Source organism: Lysinibacillus sp. 38-6 (assembly GCF_046245175.1).
In the GTDB taxonomy this organism is placed as follows: Bacteria; Bacillota; Bacilli; order Bacillales_A; family Planococcaceae; genus Lysinibacillus.
In genome coordinates this window covers 2,501,337-2,517,205 of the sequence record NZ_CP176417.1, presented here as the reverse complement: position 1 = coordinate 2,517,205, position 15,869 = coordinate 2,501,337, and the positions used below count along the sequence as shown (strand labels likewise).

17 protein-coding genes and 1 tRNA gene are annotated in these 15,869 nt (G+C 38.6%); 15 read left to right on the top strand and 3 right to left on the bottom strand.

The features are described from left to right. The first annotated feature begins 4 nt into the window (after positions 1-4). The 11 genes from hisB to ACKVEV_RS12950 all read left to right on the top strand — a co-directional run bounded on the left by hisB (position 5) and on the right by ACKVEV_RS12950 (position 9,626). On the top strand, positions 5-604 hold the full coding sequence (gene hisB, locus ACKVEV_RS13000) for an imidazoleglycerol-phosphate dehydratase HisB (RefSeq protein ID WP_409366832.1): 600 nt from the start codon (positions 5-7) through the stop codon (positions 602-604). Continuing rightward, on the top strand, positions 601-1,233 hold the full coding sequence (gene hisH, locus ACKVEV_RS12995; protein WP_409366831.1) for an imidazole glycerol phosphate synthase subunit HisH: 633 nt from the start codon (positions 601-603) through the stop codon (positions 1,231-1,233). Before hisB ends, hisH begins: the two co-directional genes overlap by 4 nt. Further along, the gene (gene hisF, locus ACKVEV_RS12990; protein ID WP_409366830.1) at positions 1,227-1,988 is read left to right on the top strand and encodes an imidazole glycerol phosphate synthase subunit HisF; all 762 of its coding nucleotides are present in this window, start codon (positions 1,227-1,229) and stop codon (positions 1,986-1,988) included. Before hisH ends, hisF begins: the two co-directional genes overlap by 7 nt. After that, entirely contained in the window at positions 1,985-2,602 is a 618-nt protein-coding gene (gene hisIE, locus ACKVEV_RS12985) for a bifunctional phosphoribosyl-AMP cyclohydrolase/phosphoribosyl-ATP diphosphatase HisIE (RefSeq protein ID WP_409366829.1), read from the top strand. The genes hisF and hisIE overlap by 4 nt, the downstream gene beginning before the upstream one ends. Before the next feature lie 90 nt (positions 2,603-2,692). After that, positions 2,693-4,210, top strand: a complete 1,518-nt coding sequence (locus ACKVEV_RS12980) for a tetratricopeptide repeat protein (protein ID WP_409366828.1) — start codon at positions 2,693-2,695, stop codon at positions 4,208-4,210. A 104-nt stretch (positions 4,211-4,314) separates the two neighbouring features. Next, positions 4,315-5,259, top strand: coding sequence for a thioredoxin-disulfide reductase (gene trxB, locus ACKVEV_RS12975; protein ID WP_409366827.1), 945 nt, complete (start codon positions 4,315-4,317; stop codon positions 5,257-5,259). Between the two features lie 612 nt (positions 5,260-5,871). Further along, positions 5,872-6,339 carry an NUDIX domain-containing protein gene (locus tag ACKVEV_RS12970; RefSeq protein ID WP_409366826.1) on the top strand — a complete coding sequence of 156 codons (468 nt, stop codon included), beginning with the start codon at positions 5,872-5,874 and terminating at the stop codon, positions 6,337-6,339. 9 nt (positions 6,340-6,348) lie between these two features. Next, positions 6,349-7,242 carry an RNase adapter RapZ gene (rapZ, locus tag ACKVEV_RS12965; RefSeq protein WP_409366825.1) on the top strand — a complete coding sequence of 298 codons (894 nt, stop codon included), beginning with the start codon at positions 6,349-6,351 and terminating at the stop codon, positions 7,240-7,242. Between the two features lie 4 nt (positions 7,243-7,246). After that, entirely contained in the window at positions 7,247-8,218 is a 972-nt protein-coding gene (gene yvcK, locus ACKVEV_RS12960) for a uridine diphosphate-N-acetylglucosamine-binding protein YvcK (protein ID WP_409366824.1), read from the top strand. A gap of 90 nt (positions 8,219-8,308) precedes the next feature. Next, positions 8,309-9,256 carry a DNA-binding protein WhiA gene (gene whiA, locus ACKVEV_RS12955; RefSeq protein ID WP_402925997.1) on the top strand — a complete coding sequence of 316 codons (948 nt, stop codon included), beginning with the start codon at positions 8,309-8,311 and terminating at the stop codon, positions 9,254-9,256. 112 nt (positions 9,257-9,368) lie between these two features. After that, the gene (locus tag ACKVEV_RS12950) at positions 9,369-9,626 is read left to right on the top strand and encodes an HPr family phosphocarrier protein (RefSeq protein ID WP_409366823.1); all 258 of its coding nucleotides are present in this window, start codon (positions 9,369-9,371) and stop codon (positions 9,624-9,626) included. 668 nt (positions 9,627-10,294) lie between these two features. On the opposite strand, the gene clpP is transcribed toward ACKVEV_RS12950, so the two are convergent. Beyond that, the gene (gene clpP, locus ACKVEV_RS12945) at positions 10,295-10,882 is read right to left on the bottom strand and encodes an ATP-dependent Clp endopeptidase proteolytic subunit ClpP (RefSeq protein WP_024363901.1); all 588 of its coding nucleotides are present in this window, start codon (positions 10,880-10,882) and stop codon (positions 10,295-10,297) included. A gap of 307 nt (positions 10,883-11,189) precedes the next feature. Here clpP and ACKVEV_RS12940 point away from each other — a divergent pair. Then, a tRNA-Arg gene (locus tag ACKVEV_RS12940) sits at positions 11,190-11,264 on the top strand. 225 nt (positions 11,265-11,489) lie between these two features. On the opposite strand, the gene ACKVEV_RS12935 is transcribed toward ACKVEV_RS12940, so the two are convergent. Next, positions 11,490-11,915 (bottom strand): DUF3139 domain-containing protein, encoded by a 426-nt coding sequence (locus ACKVEV_RS12935; protein ID WP_409366822.1) that lies wholly within the window; start codon positions 11,913-11,915, stop codon positions 11,490-11,492. 865 nt (positions 11,916-12,780) lie between these two features. Here ACKVEV_RS12935 and ACKVEV_RS12930 point away from each other — a divergent pair. The 3 genes from ACKVEV_RS12930 to ACKVEV_RS12920 all read left to right on the top strand — a co-directional run bounded on the left by ACKVEV_RS12930 (position 12,781) and on the right by ACKVEV_RS12920 (position 15,094). Beyond that, the gene (locus ACKVEV_RS12930) at positions 12,781-13,575 is read left to right on the top strand and encodes a basic amino acid ABC transporter substrate-binding protein (protein ID WP_409366821.1); all 795 of its coding nucleotides are present in this window, start codon (positions 12,781-12,783) and stop codon (positions 13,573-13,575) included. Between the two features lie 92 nt (positions 13,576-13,667). After that, positions 13,668-14,372, top strand: a complete 705-nt coding sequence (locus ACKVEV_RS12925; protein WP_402926007.1) for an amino acid ABC transporter permease — start codon at positions 13,668-13,670, stop codon at positions 14,370-14,372. Next, positions 14,369-15,094, top strand: a complete 726-nt coding sequence (locus tag ACKVEV_RS12920; protein WP_409366820.1) for an amino acid ABC transporter ATP-binding protein — start codon at positions 14,369-14,371, stop codon at positions 15,092-15,094. Before ACKVEV_RS12925 ends, ACKVEV_RS12920 begins: the two co-directional genes overlap by 4 nt. A gap of 45 nt (positions 15,095-15,139) precedes the next feature. On the opposite strand, the gene ACKVEV_RS12915 is transcribed toward ACKVEV_RS12920, so the two are convergent. Beyond that, the gene (locus tag ACKVEV_RS12915; RefSeq protein WP_409366819.1) at positions 15,140-15,754 is read right to left on the bottom strand and encodes a spore coat protein; all 615 of its coding nucleotides are present in this window, start codon (positions 15,752-15,754) and stop codon (positions 15,140-15,142) included. Between the last annotated feature and the right edge of the window lie 115 nt (positions 15,755-15,869).

Here is a 15,869-nt window from a genome sequence, read left to right as displayed (position 1 = left end):
TACGATGACAGAAAAGAGACGCTATGCAAAAGTAGAACGCAAAACAAATGAAACACAAATTGCAGTGGCTATTGATTTAGATGGTGAAGGTATAGCAAATATCCAAACGGGTGTCGGTTTTATGGACCATATGCTGGATTTATTTATTAAGCACGGTCTTTTTAATGGCACAATTCAAGCGAATGGAGATACGCATATTGACGATCACCATACGACGGAAGATCTTGGGATCGTGCTAGGGCAAGCGATTCGGGAAGCACTCGGTGATAAAAAAGGCATAAAACGTTACGGTACTGCCTTTGTCCCAATGGATGACGCTCTTGCGCAAGTGGTTGTCGATTGCTCAAACCGTCCACATTTAGAATATCGTGTGCCTGAGCTAAAAGAGAAGGTAGGCACGTTTGACACAGAATTAGTACATGAATTTTTATGGAAGTTTGCACTGGAGGCCCGAATGAATGTGCATGTGATTGTGCCATATGGTCATAATACACATCATATTATTGAAGCGATTTTTAAGGCATTAGCCCGTGCAATTGATGCGGCAGTGGAGATCGATCCTCGTGTTAAAGGGGTACCTTCTACAAAGGGGCTGTTAACGTGAAAATCGGTGTCATTGACTATGGAATGGGCAATTTATTTAGTGTCGAGCAAGCATTACAACGTCTTGGCTGTGATGTCATTGTAACGGCTCAAGAACATGAGCTAGATAAGGCTGATGCGCTTTTACTGCCCGGTGTTGGGGCATTTCCAGATGCCATGAAACGTTTAGCTGACACAAAATTAGATTGCTACTTACAAAAAGTGAAGGTAGAAAATCGACCATTGCTCGGTATTTGCTTAGGGATGCAATTATTATTTGAAGAAAGTACAGAGGTGACGCCAACGAAGGGACTAGGTTTCTTCAAAGGCAGCATTCAACGCTTTAGCGGTATGCAAGGGGAACAATCTTATCGAGTGCCACATATGGGGTGGAATGAATTGATTGTGACGAATCGCCCTGCATGGTTAAAAGACGAGGCACCTGCTGAGCACGTTTATTTTGTCCATTCATTTTATGCGACAAATATTGACGCAACAGAGCTTGTAGCTTATGCAGACTATCATGGTATTGCAGTGCCAGGAATCGTTGCAAATGGTTCGATTACAGGTATGCAATTCCATCCTGAGAAGTCAGGCGACTTAGGCGTGTATTTATTAGAACAATGGTTGAAAGGGGTGGCCGCGTGCTAACAAAACGTATTATTCCATGTCTTGATGTAAAGGAAGGGCGAGTTGTCAAAGGGGTACAGTTCGTCTCATTACGTGATGCGGGAGATCCGGTAGAACTGGCAAAGTTTTATGATGAACAAGGGGCAGATGAGCTCGTATTCCTCGATATATCTGCATCGCATGAGGGTCGTGAAACGATGGTCGATGTAGTGCGTCAAACAGCGGCGACATTAGCCATTCCCTTTACTGTTGGTGGGGGTATTCGCTCGTTAGAAGATATGAAACGTATTTTACGCGCTGGTGCAGATAAAGTATCCGTCAATACCTCTGCTCTAGAACGTCCAGCGCTTATTAAAGAAGGCTCTGACTTTTTCGGTGCACAATGTATTGTTGTGGCTATTGATGCACGCTATAGCGAAGAAGACGGTACGTGGATGGTGTATACACACGGTGGCCGCAACAAAACATCTTGGCAAGTTATAGAGTGGGCTAAAGAAGCTGTGCGCTTAGGTGCTGGTGAGATTTTATTAACAAGTATGAATCAGGATGGTGAAAAATCAGGCTTTGATTTAGCGTTAACAAAGGCTGTACGACAAGCCGTGACAGTCCCGGTCATTGCAAGTGGCGGTGCGGGGAATGCCGAACATTTTTACGAAGTATTAGCAGATGATATCGATGCAGATGCAGCACTGGCAGCATCCATCTTTCATTACAAAGAAACGAGCGTAGCGCAAGTAAAACAATACTTACGTGAAAAAGGAGTGGCAGTAAGATGATGGACAATATTAAATTTGACGATAAAGGTCTTGTGACAGCAGTTGTACAAGATGCCAATACAAAAGAAGTATTAACAGTAGCCTATATGAATAAAGAATCTTTAGCGAAAACAATAGAATCAGGCGAAACATGGTTTTACTCCCGTTCACGTGAAGAGCTTTGGCATAAAGGAGCGACGAGTGGTAATGTGCAAAAAGTAGTGTCCATTAAAGCGGACTGTGACGGCGACGCCTTAGTAGTAGAAGTAATACCTGCTGGTCCAGCCTGCCACAACGGGACAACTTCGTGCTTTACGAATGTACTGCAAGAAAAAGTAAAAGTGGGTTCAGTCGGCATTATTCCGAAGTTAGTCAAAGTGATTGAGCAGCGTGAACAAGAAATGCCTGAAGGTGCATATACTACATATTTATTTGACAAAGGCATCGATAAAATTTGTAAAAAAGTTGGAGAAGAGGCGACGGAAGTTGTCATCGGCGCGAAAAACCGCGATGCAGAAGAGGTTAAATGGGAAGCGGCCGATTTACTTTACCATCTATTCGTTTTATTGCAGGAACAAAAAGTGAATGTATTTGATGTCTTGCATGTGTTGGAAAAACGTCACGAGGAGAAATAACAGCATATCGCTTATTGTATGGTATAATATAAGTTACTGTAAAAAGGAACGTCCAATACGTTCCTTATTTCTTGTTTCGGAGGAAATATTTTGGAAAAGAAACGTCAAAAAGAGAAGCAAACAAATGTCGTGTCGTTTATTCCTACAGGCGACTATTATTATAAAAAATCAATACAAGCGATGAATAGCGGACAGATGGACAAAGCCTATAAATATTTACAACGAGCTGTCGATTTAAGTCCGGATGATCCAATGATTTTATTGCAATTAGCGATTGTAGAATTAGAAGGTCAAGGTTTTGAAGAAGCCTATGACTTACTTCGTCGTGCCTATCAATTAGACCCAAATGAACCGGAAATTATTTTTTACATGGCAGAGGTGTCTGGCTGTGTAGGTATTATTCAAGATGCCAAACGCTTTGCAGAGCAATATTTAGATATGGAACCAGATGGCGCTTATGCAGACGAAGCGGCAGAAATATTGGAATTTGTAGCTTTTGAACAAGATGATTATGAGGAGCTTGAAGGTAGTGGCGAAGATTTATATCGCCAGGAGCAAGCGCGTCGTTGCATGGAAAAGGGTGATTTTCCAGAAGCAATTAATATATTAGAACAATTAGTAGAAGATCGACCGGAATTTTGGTCAGCCTACAATAATTTAGCTTTAGCTTATTTTTATGTGGGAGAAGCCGAGCAGGCAAAAGCTATACTCAACACCGTATTGCGTGAAAACAAAGGGAATTTACATGCGTTATGTAATTTAACGGTTATTGCGTACTATGAGAAAAATGATGAGGAATTAAATGCCCTTTTAGAAGTATTGGTGAAAATTCAGCCTTATGCTTGGGATCATCGCTATAAACTAGGGGCAACACTTGCACTGATCGGTCAATATGAAATAGCCTTTAAATGGTTACGCAGCATGCAAAAACGTGGCTATTTAGGTGATCCAGGCTTTTACTTTTGGTTATCGCATGCAGCGTATTTTTCTGGCTACGATGAAATTGCTAAAAGTGCATGGGAACAGTTGATTGAACTGGATCCAGAGAAAGAAGGCTTTGAACCATGGCGTCAGCAGGAAAATACATATGAGCTTGACGCATTAGAACACGATCGTGACTATATCGTAGAAAAATTGCAAAGTAATTATGTAAGCGATCGTTTATTTGGTTTATTTTTACTAAATCGTACAGCGCATAAGCAGGAAATTATCGCGCATCCTAAGTGGATAGACGTTGATCAATTTGGTGCTTTTGAAAAGCTTTTTTTAGCGTATGGACTTGGCCACCAATTTGACGATAAAAACAAAGTAGAGGCCAGCTTTTTAAGAGCCGTACGTGTACCAGAAATTTTATTAGAACACTATGGAAAATTAACAACACTTGTTGCACCAATGTTCCAAATGTGGTTCGTCCTTTGTGAACATGCGCTAAACCAAAATTATCGCTTTACTAATCCAGCTGCTATTGCAGGTGCCAATGATTATTTATTCCGCTCTTCTCGTATGTTGAAGGTCACGAAAAAAGAAATTGCCGAACAGTACGGCGTATCCGTATCGACCTTATCTAAATACATTGAAGAATTATTAATGTTTTTACCAACCAATTAATTTGAGGTTGTGAGCAACAAAGTTGAATAACTGATTGCTTTCACATACGATGAACATACTAACATTATTATGAAAAAGTATTACAAGTTTAGGAGGAAGTATGTATGTCAGAAGAAAAAATTTATGATGTTGTAATTATTGGGGCAGGACCTGCCGGCATGACAGCGGCTGTTTATACATCACGTGCAAACCTTGCAACGTTAATGATCGAACGCGGTATCCCTGGTGGGCAAATGGCCAATACAGAAGAAGTAGAAAACTACCCAGGATTCGATACAATTTTAGGACCTGAGCTGTCTACTAAAATGTTTGACCATGCGAAAAAATTTGGTGCTGAATATGCTTACGGTGATGTTTCCGAAATCATTGATGGCGAAGAATATAAAACGATTAAATCTGGCGGTAAAGAATATAAAACACGCGCAATTATTCTTTCTACAGGTGCTGAATATAAAAAAATGGGCGTACCTGGTGAAAAAGAGCTTGGTGGTCGTGGTGTCAGCTATTGTGCAGTATGTGATGGCGCATTCTTTAAACAAAAAAATCTCGTTGTCGTAGGTGGAGGAGATTCAGCTGTTGAAGAAGGTGTCTATTTAACACGCTTTGCTGATAAAGTAACAATTGTTCACCGTCGTGATAAATTACGCGCTCAAAAAATTCTACAAGACCGTGCTTTTGCAAACGACAAAATTGATTTCATTTGGAATGCAACAGTGAAAGAAATTAACGAAGCAAACGGAAAAGTAGGCAGCGTTACATTGCAATCAACGGTTGACGGCACAGAATCTGAATTTGAAGCAGATGGCGTATTCATTTACATTGGCATGCTGCCATTAACAAAACCATTTGAAGCTTTAGGCATTTTAAACGAAGCTGGCTATATTGTGACAAATGAAAATATGGAAACAAAAGTACCAGGTATTTTTGCTGCAGGCGATGTGCGCGAAAAAACACTTCGTCAAATCGTAACTGCGACTGGTGACGGTAGTATTGCAGCACAAGCAGCACAACATTATGTGGAAGAGTTATTAGAAAAAATTAAAGCATAATGGACATAAAATAGGGCGCTAATCCTGTGTACAGTTGCAAAGCTGACATAGGAAAGTGACCATTATTTCCGGAAAAAAATACAAATTTTTAATACGGTTTTAATATTGCTGTAACTTGAATGACATATAAAAGGTGTAAGATAAATAGTGTAATTAGCAATCCCCCTTTTATTTTTCTAGTAGGTTGTTTCCGCCTAAAGTAGGTGGGAGCAGCCTATTTTTAGTGTATTTGAGTGCCAGGCACCCAAACAATTCTGAATTTTTAAAGCAATTCAAGTAGCCTTCTTTAACGTAGACCCCTACGGCTTACGTCGTGCCCGCGGAAAGCGCAGTGGATTTTTACGCAATAGCAAGCACGAACTGAAGCTTATTAATATTGAATATGTCATGTCTAGCAATAGAAAACTGTATACTATATGTATGAAGTATTCGTGAAACATAACAGTCATCGGGAGCAAGTCGACGCTTAATCCAAAAGAAATAAAAACGTTTAATGATGTTTTAAATTTATCGATTTTTTGAGCAAGATAGCATAGTTGTGAAATGAGGACAAACACTGATATGTCTTGTTATAATAAGAATAGAAATGTAGATGAGATTAGAGGTGTGCCTATGCAAAGAATTGCAAACTTAATTGCCGTAAAAGACGGCAAAGTATTATTACTTCAAAAGCCTAGACGTGGCTGGTATGTAGCACCAGGTGGGAAAATGGAAAGCGGTGAATCGATTTATGAGGCTGCTTTACGTGAGTTTCAAGAAGAAACAAATGTTATCCCATTGAATACGCATTTAAAAGGTGTCTATACGATGATTATTAAAGAAGACAACGTTAAGGTAGATGAATGGATGCTGTATACTTTTATGGCAAACGATATTGAAGGTGTACCATTCGAAGAAACAAGAGAAGGTAAGCTTGCATGGCACCCAATTGAAGATTTAAAACATTTGCCTATGGCTGAAGGTGATCGCACAAATTTACAGTTTGCGGTATCGCAATCAGGCATTCAATACGGTACATTTGAATACACGAAGGATTTTGAATTGCTTCATGAGAAATTACAAAATTCAATAGAACAATAAAGGAGCTGCATGACAGTGGTGGTTGAAAGTCAACAATGTACACATGAATTGGTCATTATTACAGGAATGTCTGGAGCTGGAAAAACCGTAGCTATTCAAAGCTTTGAGGATTTAGGGTATTACTGTATTGATAATTTACCACCAGCGTTACTCACAACTTTTTTAACTTTACTTAGAGATACAGGTAAAACGATTACACGTATTGCAGCTGTCATGGATATGCGTGGCGGCAACTTTTTTGATTCGCTTATTGGTGCACTCGACCATATATTAAAAGAAGGCGACATTACAGTCCGCATATTATTTTTAGATGCAGATGATGCAACGCTTGTAAGACGCTATAAAGAAACAAGGCGTGCGCATCCGTTAGCTGTAACAGGTTTACCGCTAGATGGTATTACACAAGAACGTGTACTTCTATCGGAAGTAAAAGGTCGCGCAAACCTTGTTTATAATACATCCAATATGAAACCAAAAGAGCTACGCGAGAAAATCGTGAAAGAATTTGCAAGTGATGCAGATCATACGTTTTCAATTAATATCATGTCCTTTGGATATAAACACGGTATGCCAATAGATGCAGATCTAGTGTTTGACGTGCGCTTTTTAAAAAATCCTTACTATGTGGAGGAATTGCGCCCCAAAACAGGTTTGCAAACAGAAGTTTCTTCTTATGTACTAGCGTTAGAGGATACACAAATCCTTATTCAAAAACTGACGGATTTGTTTGAATTTATGGTACCGCTTTATAAACAAGAGGGGAAATCACAACTTGTCATTGCTTTTGGTTGTACAGGAGGACAGCATCGTTCGGTGACGTTAGCAGAATATTTTGGTGCTTACTTAGCCAAAAATGAAAATGCTGTGATATCGCACCGTGACATCAATCGAAGAAAGGATTGAGTGAATGGGGAAAAAGCATACAAGACTAGTTGTCATCGGTGGTGGTACTGGTCTTTCTACGTTACTACGTGGTTTAAAGCATCACCCTTTTGATATCACGGCAATCGTAACAGTTGCAGATGACGGTGGCTCCTCAGGACGTTTGCGTGATGATTATGATATTCCACCACCTGGAGATGTTCGTAATGTCATCGCTGCATTATCAGATGTAGAGCCACTTGTTGAACAAATGTTCCAATATCGCTTTTCAGAATCAGAGGATTTGAATGGTCATTCGCTTGGCAATTTAATGTTAACAGCCTTGACAGATATTACAGGGGATTTTAGTCATGCCATTAGTGAAATGGGAAAAGTGCTAAAAGTACATGGTCGAGTGATTCCAGCAGCTAATAAAAAAATCACGTTACATGCCGAGTTAGAAGATGGACTAGTAATTGAAGGGGAGTCTAAAATCCCAACAGCAGGAAAGCGCATTGATCGCGTTTTTTTAGTGCCTGAAAATGTGCAACCACTACCCGAGGCAATTCGGGCAATCAATAGAGCAGACTATATTTTAATAGGTCCTGGAAGTTTATATACGAGTATTATTCCAAATTTGCTGGTGAAAGAAATTGGAGAGGCAGTCGTAAAAGCTAAGGGACGCAAAATTTATGTATGTAATTTAATGACCCAAAAAGGGGAAACGATTTCCTACACAGCAGGCGATCATGTTCAAGCTATACACAAGCATGTTGGAGATTCCTTTATCGACTCTATTTTAGTCAATGATGAACAACTACCACATCCTGTAAAAGAGCTTTATAAAGAAGAATGTGCAGAGCCCGTAACATTTGATGTTGGAAAGCTTGAAAGTATGGGATTAGAGGTTATTAAACGAGATATTGCAACCATTCGACCTGATGGGACTGTACGCCATAATGCTGCAAATGTAGCGCAATGGCTTGTGGATTATGCAAAAATCTTACGGAAAAAGTAAGAAAGCCTACTATAGAGTCCTAAAGAATGCTTGTTGTATATGGTAAGATGAACATATACATAGAAATAAAGGTCGAAAGGGGGGCGTGATATGTCATTTGCTTCAGAAACAAAAAAAGAGCTAACACAAGTTGAAGCGGACGATTCTTGTATGAAAGCCGAAGTATCAGCGTTAATTCGTATGAATGGTTCATTGTCTTTTGCAAACAAACAGTTAAGCTTAGACGTACAAACCGAAAATGCTGCCATCGCTAGAAGGCTTTATACGATCATGAAGAAGTTATATCCATACAATGTGGAACTACTTGTTCGTAAGAAAATGCGTTTGAAAAAAAATAACGTGTATATATGCCGTGTACGAGAAGGTGCACGTGAGTTACTTATTGATTTAGCCATTATTTCGGATGATTTTCAATTTAATCATACGATTTCTAGAGAGCTAATTAAAAAGAGTGGCCATAAAAGAGCTTACTTACGTGGAGCGTTTTTAGCAGGTGGCTCGGTAAATAATCCAGAAACGTCTGCCTATCATTTAGAAATTTATTCTTTGTATAAAGAGCATGGCGAGGCATTGATGGATTTAATGAACGAATTCGAGTTAAATGCAAAAACAATTGAACGAAAGAAGGGCTTTGTGACATACTTAAAAGAAGCGGAAAAGATTTCCGATTTTTTAAATATTGTCGGTGCTCATCAAGCAATGATGAAATTTGAAGATGTTCGTATATTACGCGATATGCGAAATAGTGTAAATCGTATTGTAAACTGTGAAACGGCAAACTTGAATAAAACGATTGGGGCTGCGCTTCGTCAGGTAGAAAATATTCGCTTTATCGAAAATTCAGTTGGCTTGGATCAGTTACCTGAAAAGCTTCGTGAAATTGCACGCTTACGTGTGGAATACCAGGATGTGACACTAAAAGAGCTTGGTGAAATGGTATCCAGTGGTACGGTTAGTAAATCAGGAGTCAATCATCGATTGCGTAAAATAGACGAAATAGCAGAGGCTTTAAGAAGAGGTGAAAAAATAGGCGGTTAAGCTTTTATTAGCAATAGATATGAAAGCATACGTAATCGCTTATTGTTCTTCTGCTGTTAAGTGCGGTAATATAAAACTAATAGATGAACGGTAGTGAAGGAGAGAATTGCGAATGACTGAGAAAACAGTCCAGGTAAAATTAAAATTAGGGCTTCAAGCTAGACAAGCAGCGTTGTTTGTACAGGAAGCAAATCGTTTCAGCGCTGATATTTTTCTTGAGAAAGATGATAAAAAAGTAAATGCCAAATCCATTATGGGTGTAATGAGCTTAGCCATTGCAAAAGGAACGAAGGTCGTTTTAAGTAGTGAAGGTAGCGATTCAGAGCAAGCGGTTACATCATTAGCTGCGCTGATTGAAAAAGAAGAGTAAGCAAAAGTAAAACCTCTAAGTCACATGGACTTAGAGGTTTTTCTCTGCCACCGTTGATTTCCGCTGCGGGCGGCACTTTCGCTAAGGTGGCAATTTCCTACAGCGTAAAAATCCACTTCGCTTTCCGCGGGCACGACGTAAGCCACAACCGTCGCTGTCGCGCCGCCTGTTGCGTCTTACGTTACGTGCGTTCCCGCAGGAGTCTACGTGGATTTTTACTTGGGTATTCAAAAGCTCATAGCGCGAGGAGAAAATTAATACTTTGAGTGCCTGGAACCTTCCGCTGGCAAATTAAAAGCTTGCAAAAACAGCAATCTCTTACAGCGTAAAAATCCACTTCGCTTTCCGCGGGCACGACGTAAGCCGCAACCGTCGCTGTCGCGCCGCCTGTTGCATCTTACGTTACGTGCGTTCCCGCAGGAGTCTACGTGGATTTTTACTTGGGTATTCAAAAGCTCATAGCGCGAGGAGAAAATTAATACTTTGAGTGCCTGGCACCTTCCGCCGACAAATTAAAAGCTTGCTAAAACAGCAATTTCCTACAGCGTAAAAATCCACTTCGCTTTCAGCGGGCACTATTGAAATTGTTTGAGAATTGTGTGAGTGCCTGGCACAAAAAAAACACATGAAGAAACCCGCTAAGACATTTGGGCTTAGCGGGTTTTGTATTAGCGTTCGTTACGCACAAAAATATGGTCAATTAAGCCGTATTCTTTAGCACGTTCAGCTGTCATGAAGTTATCGCGGTCAGTATCTCTTGAGATGACTTCTAATGGCTGACCTGTGCGCTCTGATAAAATACCATTTAACTTTTCACGAAGGAATAAAATGCGTTTTGCCGCAATTTCAATTTCAGTCGCTTGACCTTGTGCACCACCAAGTGGTTGGTGAATCATTACTTCTGCATTCGGTAATGCGTAACGCTTACCTGGTTCACCAGCAGCAAGTAGGAAAGCACCCATCGATGCAGCCATACCAATACAAATTGTTTGTACTTTTGGCTTGATGAATTGCATTGTATCGTAGATTGCCATACCAGCTGTAATAGAACCACCTGGTGAGTTAATATAAAGAGAAATGTCTTTATCTGGATCTTCTGCTTCTAAGAAAAGAAGCTGTGCAACGATTGAGTTGGCAACGTTGTCATCAATTGCACTTCCTAGTAGGATAATACGATCTTTTAGTAGTCGTGAATAAATATCGTAAGCACGTTCACCACGACTTGTTTGTTCAATAACTGTAGGAATTAAATTCATGTTAAATCCTCCTTAAAAAGCTAAATTCGAATACTTTTACTGAAATCATCCATTATATTTCAGTTGTAACCTTATCATACACATTATAGTCAGGGAAGGTCAAATATTAACGCTGATATTAAGAAATAAAATCTATAATAAAAATTTTAAATTATAGTTGAATTGTGAGCAATACGTTTGTATAATGGAAAGGTCGTAAGTTAAAGTACAGTACACTATTTTGCAGGTATGCTTCTGATATGAAGATTATCTACATGACGCTTTACCGTAAAGCTTTAGAGTGAGTACTTTTTTTTTATGCTCAATTGCCCTCGTGGTGTAATGGATAACACGTAAGATTCCGGTTCTTGCACTGGGGGTTCGATTCCCTCCGAGGGCGCCATTTTACATGTAAGAAAACCTTATGATATAAAAGAAAAACCTTGCAATCGTTATTGTACCAACGGTTGTGGGGTTTTTCTCTTTTCCTCATCACTTTCAAGAAGACAATGGAAAAGGAAACACTGCACAAACGGATATCTTTTTCATTCCCTCATAGAGCTTACTACATTAAGATACCCGTCTGTGTGGAAAACTAAACCATTTATTTGTATCTTCCATGAAAATTTCAATTCTGATTAAATGAAAAAATCGTAGTCGTACAGTCTTGCACTATATGCTTCCGTTTATCGGTGTAATGACTATCGTAAGCATCTGTCTCTTGGTTAAAGTAACTGCAACTTTGTTGAATTTCTCCGTTTTGCTGTTGTTGAATATAAACATATTTTTGGTCAGGTTCATCCTTAAAAATAACGAATGCGCGCGTTCTTTTTATACCATTATCTTTCTTCAGTGAATAGTATGCTTTTACATCGAGCAAATCATCTGCATGATATCCATGGTTCATAAGATGTTTTTTTGTTGCATTTTCCATTAATATGGAACGAATCGGATTACCATTCAATGCATCATAAAAGAAAAGCGGCGTCCCTATCACTATGCCTGCGATACCGAGAGTTAATAAAAGCCATAAACGTTTCGTTTTTCTCAACATGCCCCCTCCATCTCTAATTGGCGTTTATTGCTGCATCTAGTTTCACTATACCGCAAAAAATTCAAAGGGTTGCTAAATTATGTAAGGTATCCTTTGACATGTGGTTATTGAAGTACTAAAAGCGATTGAAATGACAGGTAATAAAAAAAGTCACTCATTTGAAAATAATAAGTGACTTTCTTCTATATATGTTACAAATATAAAAAGTACATCGCAAAATAAAATTTTTAGTAACAAAACACATTTAGCACTTGCTAAAGGTTTCGTTTACTAGTAAAGTATTAAAAGGTATTAAGTGCGATTCTTAACTGTAGGTTGTTAAAACCTTACGATGCACTTTTACTAAGCCCACCAAGGGCGCCATTTTACTGATTAAATGATTTACTTTTATAGCTTGATTCTCCTAATAAGTAGTTTAGCAGCTTGCTTACTGGAGAAAGAAAGGGATATGGGGAATTAGCCCCGTTAGCTTTATTCCCACTATTGAACCTTTCAAAACCATCAAAATGCAACAACTCCAAAAATTTTTTAGTGAACATAACGAACGTGAGGCTAGTGTACTAGTCCAAAAGAAGAATCCTTTCTGAGGGGATTCTTTTTTTGTGGACAAAAATAGCTATTATACGTATGAAACCTATCTCGAAATTGCATAAGTATACATTTTTCGACATGAATTTTGTTTTTATTACATAATATCTCTTCGTTTTGTATCGCTTAATTCATTTTTATGAAAAAATAATCACTTTTATACGAAATCGTATTGTGTAACGACTCTATTGACACTATAATTGACCTAATAGTCTAACATTTCCGAATAGAAAAACGATAGTGTCGGAAAATTATTAATTATTTAGGGGGAATAGCTATGAAAAAAAGTTTTTGGACGTTATTAATGATCGTGACTACATTAACATTTGTGTTAGCAGCTTGCGGTACAAAAGAAGATACATCTTCTGGCGATGTTCCAGCTGATGGCGACTCGACTGAAAAAGTATATAAGGTTGGAACAGAGGCAACCTTTGCGCCATTCGAATCAGTTGACGATAAAGGGAATATTGTAGGATTAGATGTCGATATTTTGCAAGCGATTGCAGACGAAATGGGCTTTAAAGTGGAATGGGCAAACATTGGTTGGGAGCCTGTATTCCAAACAATTAAAAATGGTGAAACACATATCGGGGCATCTGGTATTACGATAAATGATGAACGTAAAGAATCATTTGATTTTACAGAGCCGTATTATGAATCTCAACTATTAATTGTTGTGAAAGAAGATTCAAAAATTAAGTCTTTAGCAGATTTAAAAGATAAAAAGATTTCAGTTCAAATTAACGCTACTGGCCATATGGCTGCAAAAAAATTACAAGGTGATGCCAGCACAAATATTATGGCATTTGAAAGCCAACCTGTTGCGATTCAAGAAATGTTAAATGGCAATGTTGATGCAACAATCGGTGATAATGCAGTTATATACGAATATATTAAAGCAAACCCGAAAGCAAAACTAAAAGTAGTGGAAGATGATGCATTTGAAAAAGAATACTACGGCTTTATGGTGAAAAAGGGCAATACGGAATTGTTAAACCTATTAAATGAAGGTCTACAAAAAATTAAAGACAATGGTAAATTAAAAGAAATTACTGGTAAGGACTTTAAGTAATGCGTGATGCCGTTAGCCTAATGATGCTAGCGGCTCATTTGATTTATTAGCTCGTTATGGTAGAGAATTTGAATGGGAAAGTAGGGGTTCTAATGGACATCTTTGATTTACGCTGGGACATAGTTTGGAACTACCGTGATATGTTTATTCGTGGTATTGGTGTAACAATCATTTTAACGCTCAGTGGTTATTTCGGTGGTATTATTTTAGGCTTACTATTAGGTTTAGGGAAAGTTTCTAAAAATAAATTCATTTACTGGCCTTGTAAACTATATGTCGATTTATTCCGTGGGACACCGATGCTAGTGCAAATATTATTAATTCATTTAGCGGTCATTCCAACGATTTTTGGTCATTCACTAGGATATATGGTATCAGGTATTACCGCACTTGTACTAAACTGTGCAGCGTATAATGCAGAAATCTTCCGTGCAGGTATTCAGAGTATTGATAAAGGCCAAATGGAAGCAGCACGGTCACTTGGTTTAACACACAATCAAGCAATGAGAAAAGTCATTTTACCGCAAGCTTTTAGACGGATGATTCCGCCACTTGGTAATGAATTCATCGCATTATTAAAAGACTCCTCATTAGTAACGGTTATTGCAGCGCCTGATATTTTATATGCAAGTAAAGTAGTAGCAGGGGCGAGCTTCCGTTTCTGGGAACCGTATATTGTAGCAGCATTACTATACTTGGTTTTAACATATGTTGTCACAAAAGTAGTAGCATTTATTGAAAAACGATTCAGCAATAGCTATGTCCCTCGTAAGGCAGAAGGGAGAGAAGCAAGATGATCAAAATTGAAAACTTACACAAATATTTTGGCAAGCTAGAAGTATTAAAGGGCATTGATTATGAAATTCAAGAGAAGCAAGTTGTCTGTGTTATTGGACCATCAGGCTCAGGGAAAAGCACTTTTTTACGTTGCATTAATATGCTAGAAGAAGTGACAGATGGTGCTATTTATATAGAAGATATTAAAATAAATGGACCAAAAACGAATATCAATGCTATCCGAGCAGAGGTAGGTATGGTATTCCAACAATTTAATTTGTTCCCTCATATGAATGTCATTGATAATGTCACGATGGCGCCGATGCAAATTCGTAAAATGAATCGGGCAGATGCTGAGCAGCTTGGTCATGAGCTTCTAAAAAAAGTTGGTCTTGATAGTAAGGCCTATAACTATCCAGAGCAGCTTTCGGGAGGACAACAACAACGGGTGGCGATTGCTAGAGCATTAGCGATGAAACCGAAGGCGATTTTATTTGATGAACCAACGTCTGCTCTTGACCCAGAAATGGTGAAAGAAGTGTTAGATGTTATGAAAAATCTAGCTGCAGAAGGTATGACAATGATTGTCGTAACACATGAAATGGGCTTTGCACGAGAAGTAGGAGATCGTGTTGTGTTTATGGATGGTGGATATATTGTAGAGGAAGGTACGCCGGATGAGATTTTTGGTAATCCACAAAATGAGCGTACAAAAGCCTTTTTAGGAAAAGTTTTATCGTGAAGAAAAAAACCATTCATAGCGTACGCGATGAATGGTTTTTTGTATTTAATGGAGGGGATTCGTAGTCGTAGCGAAGGAATCAAGCATCGCACGCATATCTTGTTGTGTGTATTGTGGCACTTGATAGTAGCCATGCTTATTTTGGTAAATCGAAAGTTCGTATGCCATCTCGATGCAGTTGGGAATACTATCAGCAACTACACGACGCACAACAGGGTTTGTTGTTTCAGTAGCTGCTGCAGTCATACATTTAGCTGATCCTTTATGGGCACCAAGTAAGAAGCCAGAAATGATTTCATCATTAATCTCACTTGCATTTTGCATCGGCTTTTTCGGTTGAGATGGCTTAATACCATATTGGAAGTTGTTCCCTGTTTGCATTTCATAGCGTCCGGTTGGCACAGACGGATCATGCCCTGTTTTAAAAGATTCCACAATCGTATTGTACATGCCGAGTGTGAAATTATATTGATTATCCAAAATGCTTAGTAATTCTGGATCTTTTACTTGCGGACGTAAAATAATGGATAAGTTTAGTCCTGCGATGATTTCACCAATTGTTTCATGCATATCCATTACTTCATGTCCACCATGATTTAAGCTTTGTTGTTGGTTAGATGCTGTTGCATCATTTGATTCATTATAAAAAGATTGTGACAAAAAAAACGCCTCCTGAATATATAGTTTGTTGCAGTTTTTAGTATGTCTTGTATGTGCTATTTCATACGACTTAAAACTGTTTGCATATAATTAGCATAGCGATGTTTTTTTGTAA